Below are 14,844 nucleotides of genomic sequence, written 5' to 3' on the forward strand. Positions count from 1 at the left end.
GTCGATGGATGGTCGGTTAATGGGGTGACGGCGGGGGTGTCGGCGGGTTTAACAGCGGACAGGTTTAGCCGCGGCGCAACGGTGGGCGGTCAGTACAACGTCGCGCGCACGCGGGCCGGCAGCTCGCGGTCGTAGGCGACGCCGTCGAACTGCTCGCCGTCGCCGGCGGCGAAGATGTGCTGCAGGATCTCGCCGGCGCTCGGTAGTCTCGAACGCTCGACATGACTCGCCGGGTCCCACAGACGCGAGCGCACCAGCGCCTTCGAGCAATGGAAATACACCGCTTCGACGTCGATCAGCAGCACGGTGCGCGGCAGTTTACCGTCGACGGCGTAACTGTCCAGTAGCGCCGGGTCCGCCGAGATGCGGCCGCGGCCGTTCACCCGCAAGGTTTCGCCGACGCCGGGCACGATCAGCAGCAGCGCGAGCCGCGGGTCGGCGATGATGTTGCGCAGGCTGTCGAGCCGGTTGTTGCCGGGACGGTCGGGCAGCGCGAGCGTGCGTTCGTCGAGCACGCGCACGAAACCCGGCGCGTCGCCGCGCGGCGAACAGTCGAGGCCGGCGGGGCCGCTCGTCGCCAGCACCGCGAGCGGCGCCGCTTCGACGAACGCGCGATAGTCGTCGTTCACGTAGTCGATTTCCTTGCGCAGCGAGCGCTCGGCGGGTTGCGCGTAAAGGGCTTCGAGCTGTTCGATCGTCGTCAGCATGGGACCGTCCTGGTATGGGGTTGGGCCGGGGGCCTTTGGTGTTTGGTGATCGGTGTTCGGTTCGCTATTCAGTCGCTCGCCAGCCGGCCGGCGAGCGCGCTCAGCGTGTCGCCGCACGGCGCGGCGACCTTCAGCGACAGCAGCGGATCGGCGCGCGTGCGGCCCAGGTTGATCGCGGCGATCGGCTTGCCCTGGCGCTGCGCCCACACGCAGAAGCGATAGCCGGAATACACCATCAGCGACGAGCCGGCCACCAGCACCGCGTCGGCCGCCTCGAGCGCGGCCGCGGCCGCGTCGACCCGCGTCTTCGGCACGTTCTCGCCGAAGAACACCACCGCCGGCTTCAGCAGGCCGCCGCAATTCGTGCAGGCCGGCACGCGAAACCCGCCGAGGTCGTGCCATTCGAGATGCGCGTCGCCATCGGCGGCGGCTTCGGCGGTCACGTCGAGCAGCGCGGGGTTGTCGGCTTCGAGCGTCTGCTGGATCGTCGCGCGCGCGTGCTCGGTGCCGCAATCGAGGCAGATCACGCCGTCGATCCCGCCATGCAGTTCGATCACGTCGCGACTGCCGGCGCGCTGATGCAGGCCGTCGACGTTCTGCGTGACCAGCGTCGGCACATGGCCGGCCGCTTCGAGCCGTGCGAGCGCGACATGCGCGGCGTTCGGCTGCGCGCGCGCGACCAGCGGCCAGCCGACCATGCTGCGGGCCCAGTAGCGTTGCCGCATCGCCTGGGTGCCGAGGAATTCCTGCAGCGTGATCGGCGGCGAGCGCTTCCATGCGCCGTTGTCGTCGCGATAGCCGGGGATGCCGGAGTCGGTGCTGATGCCCGCGCCGGTCAGCACGAACAGGCGCGGATGACGCTGGACGAAACGGTGCAGGTCGTCGAGCGAGTGGGAGTCGGGTTGCCGGCGCGGTTGCGGGTCGGCTTGCGGATCGCCGCGGGAACCGCTTGGCGAATCGGGCTGCTGCGGGTCGGTCGGCGGGAGCTGGAGGTCGGTCATGACGGGGACTGGGGGGCTAGATCGCGCGCTTTAGCGGCGGCTGGGTGAGGTGCGGTGTGGCGTTTTCGCACCCGGCTTTGCTTCGGCTTGTCGCTCCGCTTGCGGTTGCCTTGCCGCTTCAGGCTGCCTCGTCGCTTCGGCTAGCCGCCGCTCCGCCTGACGCTGTTCCCACGCAGCCAACGCGCTCCGGTAGCGAGCGAGCGCGTCGTCGTACAGATCGAACACGCACGGCGTGCAGCCGCTATGACAGCAGTCTTCGAGTTCGGGCTGAACGGGCGGCTGCGGCGGCGGATCGTCTTCGTTGGGTGGGGCTGGGGGCACGGCGCGGCGTGTTTGCGGAAAACGGGAAGCGCCCAGTATAAGTTGAACGCGCACGCGCCGCGCGCGTCAGCCGCGGCCGACGAACGGCATCTTGGTCGCCATGATCGTCATGAACTGCACGTTCGCCGACAGCGGCAGCTGCGCCATATGCAGCACCGCGTCGGCGACGTGCTGCACGTCCATCAACGGCTCCGCGACGATCTCGCCGTTCGCCTGCGGCACGCCGCGCGCCATCCGCGCGGCCATCTCGGTCGCCGCGTTGCCGACGTCGATCTGCCCGCACACGATGTCGTATTTGCGGCCGTCGAGCGACACCGCTTTCGTCAAACCGGTGATCGCGTGCTTGGTCGCCGTATAGGCCGCACTGTTCGGCCGCGGCGCATGCGCGGAAATCGAGCCGTTGTTGATGATGCGGCCGCCGCGCGGGTTCTGCGTTTTCATCAGACCGAACGCGGCGCGCGTGCACAGGAACACACCGTTCAGATTGGTATCGACGATCGCGCGCCATTCGTCGATGTCGAGTTCGTCGAGATCGACCGGCGAGCCGTTGCGGCCCGCGTTGTTGAACAGCACGTCGAGCCGGCCGAAGCGCGCGCGGATCGTGTCGAACAGCGCGGCGACGCTGGCGGCGTCGGTGACGTCGCACGACACCGCGAGCGCGGCGCCGCCTAGCGCCGCGGCCTCCTGAGCGACCGCGTCGAGCGGCTGCTGGCGGCGGCCGGCGAGCACCACCCGATAACCGTGCCGCGCGAGCGTCAGCGCGCACGCGCGGCCGATGCCGCTGCCCGCGCCCGTTACCAATGCCACTTTCCCGCTGTTCTGTTCCGACATCGCGTATCTCCTGTCCTGTTGTGTTGGGTCGCGCCGCGCGCAGTTGCGGCGAGGGTTTCGCATCGCAGGGACGTGCGCCGGATTCGCCACGCACCATACAACAGCGCGCAGGCGCGACGCAAACCGCGCGGCGACGACGCTCGCCGCGCAGCGTCCGGTGAGCCGTGCGGCCGCCGTGGTCATTGGGTCGATCTGGGCGGCATCGGCCGCGCTTACGGGGTGGCTCGGCTACCGCTATCTATCGGCCTGAACGCTCCCACGCGGCGCGCCGCGGCCCGCATCGATGGTATCGTTCGCGGTTACGCATCGCGCATGATTGACCGCCTTCCCGCCAGCCGGGGACGCGCACCGGAAGCACGTTTCAATGAATGAATGCCCTAACCCGCCGCCGCGCGCCACGTCGGTGCCGCCGCGCCGCTGGCCGCGAACCCGCAACTCCGCACTGCTCAACGGCACGATCGCCTGGCACGTGATCGTGCTGGCCGGCTGGTTGAGCACGCCCGCCGCATGGCCGTGGTGGCTCGCCGCGATCTTCGCGAACCACGCGATCTTTACGATCACCGGCCTGCTGCCGCGCACGACGCTGCTCGGCCCGAACTGGACCCGCCTGCCCGCCGGCCCGCGCAACGCGGACGCGATCGCGCTGACCATCGACGACGGCCCCGACCCGCTCGTCACACCCCAGGTGCTCGATCTGCTCGACGCGTTCGGCGTGCGCGCGAGCTTTTTCTGCATCGGCACGAAAGTGGAGCGTTATCCGCAGCTCGCACGCGAAATCGTCGCGCGCGGCCATGCGCTCGAAAATCATTCGCAGGTGCACGTGCATACGTTTTCGGTGACGTTTCCGGCCGCGCTCACGCGCGAGATCGCCGCCGCGCAGCGCACGCTCGAAACGGTCAGCGGCGAGCGGCCGATGTTTTTCCGCGCGCCCGCCGGCCTGCGCAATATTTTTCTGGAGCCGGTGTTGCGCAAGCTCGATTTGCGCCTCGCGAGCTGGACGCGGCGCGGCTACGACACGCGCGAGCGCAATCCTCACGTGGTCGCGCGGCGGCTGCTGGATGGCCTCGCCGCGCGCGACATCCTGTTGCTGCACGACGGTAATGCCGCGTTGACGCTCGACGGCAAGCCGCTGATCCTCGCGGTGCTGCCGAGCGTGATCGAAGCGGCACGCCAGCGCAAACTGCGCTTCGTGACGCTGCGGGAAGCGCGGGTCGACGTTTGAGGTTTGAGGTTCGAGTGCTTCGGCGAACTGATCGACTCGGCCGATATCCGCAGCCGACTGCGAGCGCTTGAACCGCGTTGCGCGTCGCAATCAGAACGACTCAGCATGACGGCCGGTGAAAAACTGCAAAAGCGGACAAAGTTACCGGCACCAACTTCGGCAAACTCACCATCCGGTGAAAATATTGCGCCGACATCGCGCCGCGCACTTCAGCAAAAGTGAATCGCGGCCGTTTACCCATCCATACAGAATTTTTACGACGCACGAAAAGCCCCTTAAAAAAGGGCTGGTTTCGCACGCCTGTGCGTCAGGGGAAACGGAGAGAATATGTTTGTCGTAATCGGCTGGGTGTTGGTGATCGGTTCTGTGATCGGTAGTTTCGTCGGCGTCGGCGGACATCTGCCGGCTCTCGTACAACCGTTCGAACTACTGTGTATTTTCGGGGCGGCGATCGGCGCGTTCGTGGTCGGCAATCCGGTTTCGACGCTGAAGAAAACGCTGAAGGCGTTGCCGTCGTGCTTCAAGGGCGGCGGCTACACGAAAGAGAAATATCTCGAACTGATCGCACTGCTTTACGAACTGCTGCAAAAGGCCCGCAAGGAAGGGATGATGGCGCTCGAAGCCGACGTCAACGCGCCGGAAGACAGCGCGATTTTCCAGAAGTACTCGCACGTGCTGAAGGATCACCACCTGCTCGATTTCATCGTCGACTATCTGCGCATGATGTCGAGCGGCAACGTCAATGTGCTCGAAGTGCAGGACCTGATGGACGAGGAACTGGCGACCCATCACGCGGAGTCGTCGGTCCCGGCCAACGCGATCCAGAAGATGGCCGACGGTCTGCCGGCGTTCGGCATCGTCGCCGCTGTGATGGGCGTCGTGCACACGATGGGCTCGGTCGGCGCGCCGCCCGCGGTGCTCGGCGAGATGATCGCGGGCGCGCTGGTCGGCACCTTCCTCGGCATTCTGCTCGCGTATGGCTTTATCGGCCCGGTCGCCGATCTGCTGAACGCGAAGGGCCGCGCCGACGCGAAACCGTTCCAGTGCGTGAAGGCGGTGCTGCTCGCGTCGCTGTCCGGTTACGCGCCGCCCGTTGCGGTCGAGTTCGGCCGCAAGGTGCTGTTCACCGCCGATCGCCCGAGTTTCCAGGAACTCGACGACGCGGTGCGCGCGACCAAAATGCCGAAGTCGGCCTGATCCGGAGCCACACGATGAGCGAAAGAAGATCGCGCCCGGGGCAGGCCGAAGCGGTGCCGGCGCCGGTGATCGTGCGCCGCTCGAAGAAGGGCGACGACCATGGCGCCCATCATGGCGGCGCATGGAAGATCGCGTACGCGGACTTCGTGACCGCGATGATGGCGTTCTTTCTGTTGATGTGGCTGCTCGGCTCGACGTCGAAATTCGACAAGCAGGGCATCGAGGATTACTTCAATACGCCGCTGTCGAGTCTGCTCGGCGGTCAGGAGGGCACCGCCGCCGCGCGGCCCAGCGTCGTGCAGGGCGGCGGGCGCGATATCTCCGATACGCGGCCCGGCGTCGGCACGAAGAGCCAGGCCGAGCCGACGCCGCCGCGCGCGGCGACGCCGGCGGTCACACCGGCGGATGCCGGGAAGCTGCAACAGCTCAAAGCGAAGTTGACCGCGTTGATCGAACAGAGCCCGGCGCTCAAAGCGTTCAAGGATCAGATCCGCATTTCGATCACCAATGAAGGACTGCGTATCGAGATCGTCGATTCGCAAAACCGGCCGATGTTCGCGTCCGGCAGCTCGAAGCTGCAGCCGTACGCGGTGACGATCCTCACGCAGATCGGCGCGGCGCTGAACGACGTCGACAACCGCATCTCGATCGCCGGTCACACCGATGCGGTGCCTTACATCGCGGGACCCGACGGCTATTCGAACTGGGAGCTGTCGTCCGAGCGCGCGAACGCCGCGCGCCGCTCGCTGGTGGCGGGCGGCATGCATGGCGAAAAGGTATTGCAGGTGCGCGGTCTCGCCGACGTGCTGCCGCTGAACCGCCAGGTCGTCGACGAACCGACCAACCGGCGCATCAGCATTCTGGTGCTGAACAAGGCCGCCGAACAGGCGTTCTTCCACGACGGCGGGCGCACTTCGCTCGACGATACGTCGCCGGTGAGCGCGGCGCTGCCGGCCGCTACTTCGCGTAGTACCCCGTAGCATTTGTCCCGAACGCCCGAGCCGTCATCCACGCATTGCACCCGCGCCCGGATGACGGCCACCGCGCCCGACCTCATGCGAGCGCGTGCGCCGCGCAGGTAGAATCGGGCTCATGTCCCCTGCCCCCATCCAACACCGCGAAGCCGAGCTTCCGCTGCATACGCCGAGTGTGTCGTCGCTGACGTTGGCGGCGATGATCGCCGTAATCGCCTGGCTGTCGCTGTTCGCGCAAGCCGACGTCACGATCGATCGCACGCTCGCGCGCGGACTCACCGTGCTCGACGCGATCGCGCGCATGAGCAGCTACCTGACCAATCTGACCGTGCTCGCGTGCGCGCTGTGCTTCACCTGCGTCGCCGCGTGGAAAAGCCGCGCGCCGCTGGTGCGCTGGCTGCGGCAGCCGACCGTCGTCACCGCGGTGGTCGTCTACATGGTGTTCGTCGGCATCGCTTACAACCTGCTGTTGCGCGGCTGGTGGTCGCCGCCGCTGTATCGACGGCTGCTCAACGAATCGCTGCACAGTGTGCTGCCGATGCTCGCCGCGCTCTACTGGGTGCTGTTCGTGCCGCGTTTTCATCTGCGGCTGCGGCACTGTCTGCTGTGGCTCGTCTACCCGCTCGCGTATCTCGGCATCACGTTCTGGCGCGGCAGCCTGTCGGACTTCTATCCGTATCCGTTCATCGACATCGACAGGCTTGGTCTCAGACAGGTAGTCGTCAATTCCGCGCTGCTGTTCGGCGGCTTTCTGATGCTGATGGCCGTCTTTATAGGGATCAATTTCCGGCGGCGGCGCTGAGGTGCGTTGGCCGTGTTCGTCGCGTTCGCCGCGCCGGGCGCGCTTCTTGCGCCGCTTCGTCACCGACGCAAGCCGCCGCCGTAGCACGCGGCTTGCGCAACGGCCCTGGGCGACGCCGTTGCAATTACGGCGGGCTCGCAAGTAAATATGACCACAGGAGCGATGCATATGGACACGAATTCAGCGGAAGGTGCGGTAAAGCAGGTCGCGGGCAAGGTGCAAAGCGCGGTCGGCGATGCGCTCGGCGATACCAGTGAGCAGATTGCTGGCAAGGCCCGTGAATTGAGCGGAAAGGCGCAGCAGCTGTGCGCGAACACCACCAGCCTGATGCGGGACACCACCGCCGAGAACCCGCTCACGACGCTCGCCGTCGTGGCGCTCGCCGGATTCGTGGTGGGAGCGTTGTGGTCGCGCGGCGGCCGGGACTACTGATGTTGGTATAAGCGCCGGGGTTCCCCGGCGCTTCTCGGCAAGCGGACGCCGAACGAAACAGCGGAATGTGGGTGCGCGACAAAAGTAGCGCGACGCGCAACCGCACACCCCGACGGCTAGCCTCACGCACTGCGCGTCCGCCGGGCCACGTCGCCTTTCACCCGCTTCGTCAGGTACTTCTCTTCCTGCGCCCCGCGTCCATCTCCAGTTCGATCCATGCCGGCGCATGATCGCTTGCATGCGGTTCCCCGCGCACCCACCGGTCCACGCCCGCATCGCGCAAACGCGGCGCGAGATCGGCGCTGAGCAGCAGATGATCGATACGCAGCCCCGAATTGGTGTCCCAATGCCGGCGGAAATAATCCCAGAACGTATAGACACGCTCGTCGCCGAAATGCGTGCGCAGCGCATCGGTCCAGCCCTGCGCGAGCAGCTTGCGGTAACGCTCGCGGCTCTCCGGTTGCAGTAGCGCGTCCTTCAGCCATGAGCGCGGGTTGTAGATATCTTCGTCGGTCGGCACGACGTTGAAGTCGCCGGCGATCACGATCGGGTGGCCGCTTTTGTAAAGATGCGCGGTATGCGTGAGCAGATGATCGAACCACGCGAGCTTGTAATCGAACTTCGGGCCCGGCTGCGGATTGCCGTTCGGCAGATACAGACACGCGATCAACACACCGCCGACCGCCGCCTCCAGATAGCGGCTGTGCGTGTCCGCCTCGAAGCCGGGCAGACCGCGCCGCCGCTCCAGCGGCTCGCCGCCCTTCGCCAGAATCGCCACGCCGTTCCATGCGCTCTGGCCGTGCCACACCGCGCCATAACCGGCGTCGCGTAACTGCTCGACCGGAAACGCGCTGTCCACCGCCTTCAGTTCCTGCAGACACACCACGTCGGGCGCTTCGCGCTCGAGCCATTGCAGCAGTGCCGGCAGCCGCGAACGGATGCCGTTGATGTTGAACGTCGCAATCCGCAGCTTCGCCACGATCGTGTCTCCTTCGCACCCTTACCGCACGGTTTCAGCCTGGTCCGCCGCGACATCGCACCATTCGATCGCCCATGACCGCGCGCAGCACAGCGCATCCGCCTCGCTGGCAAAGCTGTCGATGTCGCCCGAGTCGTGGGTCAGCAGCGCTTCGTTGCGCCGCGCGGCGCGGGTGATCCTCGCGCGCGCGTAGTAGCAGCCGTCTTCCGCGTGACGCGCGCGGCAATCGATGTGGAAGTGCCTGTAGTCGAATTGCATGAGCTCTCCTGTGAACGAACGACGAGCTAAGAACTTCAGTTAGCGACTGCTAGCAGTGCGCATACCCGGCACGCCAGCGCCGCATCCCTCTTCATTGTTCATTGCGCATATTAGCCGCCCTTAATTGCGTAGAACGGCTTTGCGCTTGCCGCGAGTTTTTCATACGGTAAACAGCTGCAACGGCACCGAACTTGCTGCGCCCCAGATTCGACCCGATGCGTTCAAGCCCGACGCGTCGTTAGCCTGCATTGACCTTTCAATGGAGTCGACAGACCGTCATGACCACGCCTTCCGAAGCGCCGGATGCGGACGAAACCGCCCGTGCCGAGTCAACTACGCAGTCCTCCTCACCTTCTCACCCGGCGCGTCGCCGCTTCCTGCAATCGGCCGCGGCGGCTGCGACGATCGGCGCGACGCCGCATCTGCGAGCCCAGACCCAGACCCCGGCCACGGCACCGGCACAATCGAATCCACCCGTGCCCCCGCGGCCCGTTTCGCTAAACGTGAATGGCCGCGTCTACACGCTGCAACTCGAGCCGCGCGTGACGCTGCTCGACGCGCTGCGCGAATACGCGGGACTGATGGGCACGAAAAAAGGCTGCGACCGCGGCCAATGCGGCGCCTGCACGGTGCTGGTCGACGGCCGCCGGATCAACTCGTGCCTGACGCTCGCGGTGATGCACGAAGGCGAGCGGATCACCACCGTCGAAGGCCTTGCGTCGAGCACCGGCGCATTGAGTCCGGTGCAGCGCGCGTTCATCGAACATGATGCGTTCCAGTGCGGCTACTGTACGCCCGGGCAGTTGTGTTCGGCGACTGCGCTGCTCGACGAATTCCGCCAGGGCGCGGCGAGCACCGTCACTAACGACGTGCGCGCGCGCCCGCCGCAACTTTCGGACGACGAAATACGCGAGCGGATGAGCGGCAATATCTGCCGCTGCGGCGCATACGCGAACATCGTCGCCGCGGTGCGCGCCGCGCACGGCAACGCGTAACGGAGACCGGCATGGATGCGATTTCCTACGAACGCGCGATCGATGTCGCCGGCGCCGTGCGCGCCGCGCAGCAGCCGGGCGCGGTGTATATCGGCGGCGGCACCAATCTGCTCGACCTGATGAAGGGCGGCGTCGCGCGGCCGCTGCGGCTCATCGATATCACCCACATCGACGGGCTCGACTCGGTCAGCGCGCTGCCCGACGGCGGCCTGCGCATCGGCGCGCTGGTGCGCAACAGCGACGCGGCCAATCACGCGCGGGTACGCGAGCAGTACCCGCTGCTGTCGCAGGCGCTGCTCGCGGGCGCATCGGCGCAGTTGCGCAACATGGCGACGGTCGGCGGCAATCTGCTGCAACGCACGCGCTGCGGCTACTTCTACGACACCGCGTTCAGCCACTGCAACAAGCGCGCGCCCGGCAGCGGCTGCGCGGCGCTCGACGGCCACAACCGGATGCATGCGATTCTCGGCGCGAGCCCGCAATGCATCGCGGTTAACCCGTCCGACATGAGCGTCGCGCTGGCCGCGCTCGATGCGCTGGTGCGCGTCAGCGGTCCCGGCGGCGAGCGCACGATCGCGTTCGGCGAGTTTCATCGGCTGCCCGGCGAGCGGCCCGACGTCGATACCACGCTGCAACCGGGCGAACTGATCACCGCGGTCGATCTGCCGCCGCCGCTCTTCAGCGCGCATTCGCATTATCTGAAGGTGCGCGACCGCGCCAGTTACGCGTTCGCGCTTGTGTCAGTGGCGGCCGCGTTGCAGATGGACGGCGAGCGCGTGCAGAGCGCGCGGATCGCGCTCGGCGGCGTCGCGCACAAACCGTGGCGGGCGAACGCGGCCGAGCAGATGCTGGCCGGCCAGCCGCTCACCGACGCGACGCTGAAGAACGCCGCGGCCGCCGCTTTGAGCGGCGCGCAGCCGCGCCGCGAGAACGGCTTCAAGGTGCAGCTCGCGCAACGCGCGATCGTGCGGGCGGTCAAGCTGGCCGCCGGTCAATCCGGAGGTGTCGCATGAATCTGCTCGGACAGCCGCTCGACCGCGTCGACGGTTTGATGAAAGTGACCGGCGACGCCCGCTATGCAGCCGAATTTCCCGAAGCGCGGCTCGCGCATGCGGTGCTGGTGACCAGCACGATCGCGAGCGGCAAGATCGCATCGATCGATGCGAGTCGCGCCGAAGCGCTGCCCGGCGTGCTGCTGGTAATGACCTACCAGAACGCGCCGCGCCTGCCGAACGGCGGCAAGCCGGCGCTCGCGCCGCCCGCCGGCCGGCATCTGACGCTTCTGCAGGACAACGAAGTGCACTACAGCAACGAGCCTGTCGCGGTGGTGGTCGCCGATACGCTCGAACGCGCAGCCGATGCCGCGCGCCAGGTGCGGATCGTCTATCAGCCTGGCTCCGCGGCGCTCGATTTCGACGCGGCCAAACCGCAAATGCACGCGCCGGACAACCCGCAGGGCCGCGAGACCGATACCCGGCGCGGCAGCTTCGAGGACGGCATGCGCGGCGGCGACGTCCATATCGACGCGACCTATACGACGCCGATCGAACACCACAACCCGATGGAGCCGCACGCGACGATGGCGCACTGGGACGGTCCGCAACTGACGCTGTACGACTCGACGCAAGGCGTGAGCGGCGCCGCGCAGGCGGTCGCGAAAACCTTCGGTATCCCAACCAGCGATGTGCGGGTGATTGCGCCGCTGATCGGCGGCGGCTTCGGCTGCAAGGGCTCGTCGTGGTCGCATGTGTCGCTGTGCGCGATGGCCGCGCGGCAAACCGGCCGGCCGGTGCGGCTCGCGCTCGAACGGCCGCAGATGTTCGGCCCGGTCGGCGCGCGCCCGCGCACCGAGCAGCATTTCGTGCTCGCCGCGCGGCGCGACGGCACGTTGACCGCGATGCGCCACGACAGCATCTCGAACACGTCGATGATCGAGGACTGGACCGAGACCTGCTGCATGGTCACGCGGATGCTGTACGCGGTGCCGAACCAGATCACCACGCACCGGCTCGTGCAGTTGAACGTCGGCACGCCGACCTTCATGCGCGCGCCGGGCGAGACCACCGGTTCGTTCGCGCTCGAATCGGCGATGGACGAACTGGCCGCCGCGCTGCACATGGACCCGCTCGCGCTGCGCCTGAAGAATTACGCGGACAGCGATCCGCAGGAGCACAAGCCGTGGTCGGGCAAGTCGCTGCGCGAGTGTTATCAGATCGGCGCCGACAAATTCGGCTGGTCGCGCCGCCCGGCGACGCCGCGTTCGATGCGCGACGGCAACACGCTGATCGGCATGGGGATGGCGACCGCGACCTATCCAGCCAACCGCAGCGACGCGTCGGCGCTCGCGCGCATCCTGCCGGACGGCACCGCGATGGTCGCGTCCGGCACCCAGGACCTCGGCACCGGCACCTACACGGTGATGACCCAGGTCGCCGCCGATGCGCTCGGCTTCGCGCCCGAGAACATCCACTTCGCGCTCGGCGATTCGACGCTGCCGCGCGCGCCGGTGTCGGGCGGCTCGCAGTCGGCGGCGAGCGTGTCGCCGGCGGTACGCGACGCGGCCAGCCAGGCGCGCAACCAGCTGATCGCGCTGGCGCTGGCCGACCCGGCATCGCCGGTGCACGGTCTCGCGCTCGACGACGTGACGGTCGAGAACGGCTGGGTCGTCAGCCGCTCGCAGCCCGGCAAACGCGATCCGGCCGCGGCGATCATCGCGCGCGCGGGCGGCCAGCCGATCGAGGCGAGTGCAACCGCGAAGCGCGGCGACGAAAAGCAGAAGTACTCGTTTCACTCGTTCGGCGCGGTCTTCGTCGAGGTGCATGTCGACGCCGAACTCGGCACGATTCGCGTGCCGCGGGTGGTCGCGGTCTACGACGTCGGCCGCGTGCTGAACCGCAAGACCGCCAACAGCCAGATGATCGGCGGCCTCGTGTGGGGGATCGGCGCGGCGCTGGAGGAGGAAAGCACGCTCGACACGCGTTACGGGCGCTTCACCAATGCGAACCTCGCCGAGTATCACGTACCGGTGAACGCGGACATCGGCACGCTCGACGTGACCTTCATCGACCAGCCCGATCCGTATATCAACTCGCTCGGCGTGCGCGGGATCGGCGAGATCGGCATTACCGGCGTGGTCGCGGCGATCGCGAACGCGGTGTACAACGCGACCGGCGTGCGGGTGCGCGATCTGCCGATCACGCTGGACAAGGTGATGCACACGACGCCGGTGTGACCGAGGTGTGACCGAGGCGAGGCGCGCGCTACTTTTGGCGCTTGCCTCGCTTCGCGTTGCATCGCACAATCGCTGTCATCCTTGTCTACCGGTATCCGCCGATGGCCTACGCCTCGCTCGCCACTGGCATCCTGCTCGCCGCCGGCTACGGCACGCGCTTCGATCCTCACGGACTCCATAACAAACTGCTCGCCCGGCTGCCGGACGGCACGCCGGTCGCGCATGAAGCCGCGCATCGGCTGCTGCGGGTCGTGTCGAGCGTGCTGGCGATCGTGCGGCCCGGCTCGGAGGCGCTGGCCCGCGTGCTCAACGACGCCGGCTGCGACGTGGTGTTCGCGGCGAGCGCCGAACGCGGGATGGGCGCGAGCCTCGCGGCGGGGATCGCGGCCAGCGCCGACGCCGACGGCTGGATCGTCGCGCTGGCCGACATGCCGCGCATCGCGCTGCCGACCATCGAAGCGGTGGCCCGCGCGCTCGACGCCGGCGCGTCGCTGGTCGCGCCGTTCCATGACGGCCAGCGCGGCCATCCGGTCGGCTTTGGTGCCGAGCATCGCGACGCGTTGCTCGCGCTCGACGGCGATACCGGCGCGAAAGCGCTGCTGATGTCGCCGGCGCTCACGCGGATCGAAGTCGACGATGCGGGGATTTTGCGCGACGTGGATACGCCGGAGGATTTGCAGGGGATCTAGTGGGGTGCGGGCACACCGCTTGCGCGCCATAAAACCACTCGCGCAATCCTCTGCATTTAAGCCTAAGCTGTTGTGACGCCGCGTTTTCCCGCGCGGCGCCCACGTTTCCAACGATCCCGACACCACCCGCCGCGCACCGAACTCACCGCCCGCCCATGAGCGAAACCAGCCCACGCCTTTTCATCGTGTCGCCGCATTTCGACGATGCCGTCTTCAGCTGCGGCGCCTTGCTCGCCGCGCACCCCGACGCCGCGGTCTGCACGGTGTTCGCCGCACCGCCCGAACACGCGATGCATACCGACTGGGACGAGCGCTCCGGCTTCGCGGACGCGCACGAGGCGATCCACCAACGCACGCTCGAAGACAATCTCGCGCTCGAAGTACTCGACGCGATTCCGCTGCGCATGCCGTTTCGCGACAGTCAGTACGCCGATTCGCCGTCGATCAGCCAGATGGCGGCCGCGCTCGAGGAGACGATCTACCGGAGCACCGCGAATACGCTGCTGATGCCGCTCGGCCTGCATCACGACGACCACGCGCGGGTCTTCGAAGCGTGCTGCGAAATCCTGCCGCGGCTCACGCATCTGAACTGGTTCGGCTACGAGGAAGCGATTCACCGCCGCGCGCCGGGCGCGGTGCAGGCGCGCCTCGCCGATCTCGCGCAGCGCGGCATCGTCGCGACGCCGGCCACCCCGACCGCGAGCCATACGATCGACATGCAGCGCCGCGCGCAACTGAAGCGCGAGGCGGTCAATGCGTACGCGAGCCAGCTGCGCGCGTTCGGCGCCGGCAATTACGACGACGTGTTCGCGACCGAGCGCTACTGGCAGTTGAGCGTCGGCCACCGCGGCGCGAAAAGTACCAGAAAGTAACGAGCAGGAAGCGCGGCGAACGCCTACGCTTGAGACAAACAGCCGGCATGCGCGCTACGCGCCGGCACACCGGGGGGCTGGCCCGCCCCGGACCCGCGCATTTCCAACGCACAGGTGACGCAATGAGCTACGACATGCACACCACCCCGATTCCCGATCCGAACGCCGACCCGAACCGCGACCCGGAAGCCGATCCGCTCGTGCCGCCGTCGCCGGGTCATCACGTCGAGGAACCGCAGCGGCCCGACGGGCCGCCTGACAAGGACCCGGTGTAAGCGGAAGTGAAGATGACGGGTAGCGCCTGAAAAGACGACGACGGCGCGGCGCAAGCC

General features: G+C 67.4%; 17 protein-coding genes. 11 read left to right on the plus strand and 6 right to left on the minus strand.

The window, feature by feature from the left end; all coding sequences use genetic code 11:
• Nucleotides 1–89 precede the first annotated feature (89 nt).
• The 4 genes from LJ656_RS19560 to LJ656_RS19575 form a co-directional block, all read right to left on the minus strand.
• Nucleotides 90–707 (minus strand): pyridoxamine 5'-phosphate oxidase family protein, encoded by a 618-nt coding sequence (locus LJ656_RS19560; protein WP_230511019.1) that lies wholly within the window; start codon nt 705–707, stop codon nt 90–92.
• Between the two features lie 68 nt (nt 708–775).
• Nucleotides 776–1,708 (minus strand): NAD-dependent protein deacetylase, encoded by a 933-nt coding sequence (locus LJ656_RS19565; RefSeq protein ID WP_230511020.1) that lies wholly within the window; start codon nt 1,706–1,708, stop codon nt 776–778.
• 30 nt (nt 1,709–1,738) lie between these two features.
• Nucleotides 1,739–2,083, minus strand: a complete 345-nt coding sequence (locus LJ656_RS19570; protein WP_329958884.1) for an oxidoreductase-like domain-containing protein — start codon at nt 2,081–2,083, stop codon at nt 1,739–1,741.
• Nucleotides 2,084–2,095: 12 nt separating this feature from the next.
• Nucleotides 2,096–2,860, minus strand: a complete 765-nt coding sequence (locus tag LJ656_RS19575; protein WP_230511022.1) for an SDR family oxidoreductase — start codon at nt 2,858–2,860, stop codon at nt 2,096–2,098.
• 364 nt (nt 2,861–3,224) lie between these two features.
• Here LJ656_RS19575 and LJ656_RS19580 point away from each other — a divergent pair, with 364 nt between their 5' ends.
• The 5 genes from LJ656_RS19580 (at nt 3,225) to LJ656_RS19600 (ending at nt 7,487) form a co-directional block, all read left to right on the plus strand.
• Nucleotides 3,225–4,082 carry a polysaccharide deacetylase family protein gene (locus LJ656_RS19580; RefSeq protein ID WP_230511023.1) on the plus strand — a complete coding sequence of 286 codons (858 nt, stop codon included), beginning with the start codon at nt 3,225–3,227 and terminating at the stop codon, nt 4,080–4,082.
• 327 nt (nt 4,083–4,409) lie between these two features.
• Nucleotides 4,410–5,279, plus strand: coding sequence for a flagellar motor stator protein MotA (motA, locus tag LJ656_RS19585; RefSeq protein WP_230511024.1), 870 nt, complete (start codon nt 4,410–4,412; stop codon nt 5,277–5,279).
• Nucleotides 5,280–5,293: 14 nt separating this feature from the next.
• Nucleotides 5,294–6,259 carry a flagellar motor protein MotB gene (gene motB / locus LJ656_RS19590; RefSeq protein ID WP_230511025.1) on the plus strand — a complete coding sequence of 322 codons (966 nt, stop codon included), beginning with the start codon at nt 5,294–5,296 and terminating at the stop codon, nt 6,257–6,259.
• A gap of 112 nt (nt 6,260–6,371) precedes the next feature.
• Nucleotides 6,372–7,055, plus strand: a complete 684-nt coding sequence (locus LJ656_RS19595) for a Pr6Pr family membrane protein (RefSeq protein ID WP_230511026.1) — start codon at nt 6,372–6,374, stop codon at nt 7,053–7,055.
• A 168-nt stretch (nt 7,056–7,223) separates the two neighbouring features.
• Nucleotides 7,224–7,487 (plus strand): CsbD family protein, encoded by a 264-nt coding sequence (locus tag LJ656_RS19600; RefSeq protein ID WP_230511027.1) that lies wholly within the window; start codon nt 7,224–7,226, stop codon nt 7,485–7,487.
• Nucleotides 7,488–7,656: 169 nt separating this feature from the next.
• Here LJ656_RS19600 and xth read toward each other — a convergent pair whose 3' ends face one another.
• Together xth and LJ656_RS19610 are read right to left on the minus strand one after the other, a co-directional pair.
• A complete protein-coding gene (gene xth / locus LJ656_RS19605) occupies nt 7,657–8,466 on the minus strand; it encodes an exodeoxyribonuclease III (RefSeq protein WP_230511028.1) in 810 nt (269 codons plus the stop codon).
• A 21-nt stretch (nt 8,467–8,487) separates the two neighbouring features.
• Entirely contained in the window at nt 8,488–8,724 is a 237-nt protein-coding gene (locus tag LJ656_RS19610; protein WP_230511029.1) for a hypothetical protein, read from the minus strand.
• 278 nt (nt 8,725–9,002) lie between these two features.
• Between LJ656_RS19610 and LJ656_RS19615 the strand changes: the two genes are divergently transcribed.
• From LJ656_RS19615 to LJ656_RS19640, 6 genes are all read left to right on the plus strand, one after another.
• Nucleotides 9,003–9,719 carry a 2Fe-2S iron-sulfur cluster-binding protein gene (locus LJ656_RS19615; protein WP_230511030.1) on the plus strand — a complete coding sequence of 239 codons (717 nt, stop codon included), beginning with the start codon at nt 9,003–9,005 and terminating at the stop codon, nt 9,717–9,719.
• An 11-nt stretch (nt 9,720–9,730) separates the two neighbouring features.
• Nucleotides 9,731–10,732, plus strand: coding sequence for an FAD binding domain-containing protein (locus LJ656_RS19620; RefSeq protein WP_230511031.1), 1,002 nt, complete (start codon nt 9,731–9,733; stop codon nt 10,730–10,732).
• Nucleotides 10,729–12,951, plus strand: a complete 2,223-nt coding sequence (locus LJ656_RS19625) for a xanthine dehydrogenase family protein molybdopterin-binding subunit (protein ID WP_230511032.1) — start codon at nt 10,729–10,731, stop codon at nt 12,949–12,951. The genes LJ656_RS19620 and LJ656_RS19625 overlap by 4 nt, the downstream gene beginning before the upstream one ends.
• Nucleotides 12,952–13,052: 101 nt before the next feature.
• Nucleotides 13,053–13,640 (plus strand): nucleotidyltransferase family protein, encoded by a 588-nt coding sequence (locus LJ656_RS19630; protein ID WP_230511033.1) that lies wholly within the window; start codon nt 13,053–13,055, stop codon nt 13,638–13,640.
• Between the two features lie 155 nt (nt 13,641–13,795).
• Complete coding sequence (locus LJ656_RS19635; protein WP_230511034.1) at nt 13,796–14,512, plus strand: PIG-L family deacetylase; 717 nt, start codon at nt 13,796–13,798, stop codon at nt 14,510–14,512.
• 122 nt (nt 14,513–14,634) lie between these two features.
• A complete protein-coding gene (locus LJ656_RS19640; protein ID WP_178392228.1) occupies nt 14,635–14,787 on the plus strand; it encodes a hypothetical protein in 153 nt (50 codons plus the stop codon).
• Nucleotides 14,788–14,844: the final 57 nt, after the last annotated feature.

It is taken from the genome of Paraburkholderia sejongensis (assembly GCF_020880815.1).
In the GTDB taxonomy this organism is placed as follows: domain Bacteria; phylum Pseudomonadota; class Gammaproteobacteria; order Burkholderiales; family Burkholderiaceae; genus Paraburkholderia; species Paraburkholderia sejongensis.

Excerpts from the sequence above, each read along its gene's own strand:
- LJ656_RS19640 (WP_178392228.1), top strand. The coding sequence starts at position 14,635 with ATGAGCTACGACATGCACACCACCCCGATTCCCGATCCGAACGCCGAC.
- LJ656_RS19625 (WP_230511032.1), top strand. The coding sequence starts at position 10,729 with ATGAATCTGCTCGGACAGCCGCTCGACCGCGTCGACGGTTTGATGAAA.
- LJ656_RS19565 (WP_230511020.1), bottom strand. The coding sequence starts at position 1,708 with ATGACCGACCTCCAGCTCCCGCCGACCGACCCGCAGCAGCCCGATTCG.
- LJ656_RS19615 (WP_230511030.1), top strand. The coding sequence starts at position 9,003 with ATGACCACGCCTTCCGAAGCGCCGGATGCGGACGAAACCGCCCGTGCC.
- LJ656_RS19595 (WP_230511026.1), top strand. The coding sequence starts at position 6,372 with ATGTCCCCTGCCCCCATCCAACACCGCGAAGCCGAGCTTCCGCTGCAT.
- LJ656_RS19630 (WP_230511033.1), top strand. The coding sequence starts at position 13,053 with ATGGCCTACGCCTCGCTCGCCACTGGCATCCTGCTCGCCGCCGGCTAC.
- LJ656_RS19635 (WP_230511034.1), top strand. The coding sequence starts at position 13,796 with ATGAGCGAAACCAGCCCACGCCTTTTCATCGTGTCGCCGCATTTCGAC.
- LJ656_RS19580 (WP_230511023.1), top strand. The coding sequence starts at position 3,225 with ATGAATGAATGCCCTAACCCGCCGCCGCGCGCCACGTCGGTGCCGCCG.
- LJ656_RS19600 (WP_230511027.1), top strand. The coding sequence starts at position 7,224 with ATGGACACGAATTCAGCGGAAGGTGCGGTAAAGCAGGTCGCGGGCAAG.
- LJ656_RS19575 (WP_230511022.1), bottom strand. The coding sequence starts at position 2,860 with ATGTCGGAACAGAACAGCGGGAAAGTGGCATTGGTAACGGGCGCGGGC.
- LJ656_RS19610 (WP_230511029.1), bottom strand. The coding sequence starts at position 8,724 with ATGCAATTCGACTACAGGCACTTCCACATCGATTGCCGCGCGCGTCAC.
- LJ656_RS19560 (WP_230511019.1), bottom strand. The coding sequence starts at position 707 with ATGCTGACGACGATCGAACAGCTCGAAGCCCTTTACGCGCAACCCGCC.
- motA (WP_230511024.1), top strand. The coding sequence starts at position 4,410 with ATGTTTGTCGTAATCGGCTGGGTGTTGGTGATCGGTTCTGTGATCGGT.
- motB (WP_230511025.1), top strand. The coding sequence starts at position 5,294 with ATGAGCGAAAGAAGATCGCGCCCGGGGCAGGCCGAAGCGGTGCCGGCG.
- LJ656_RS19620 (WP_230511031.1), top strand. The coding sequence starts at position 9,731 with ATGGATGCGATTTCCTACGAACGCGCGATCGATGTCGCCGGCGCCGTG.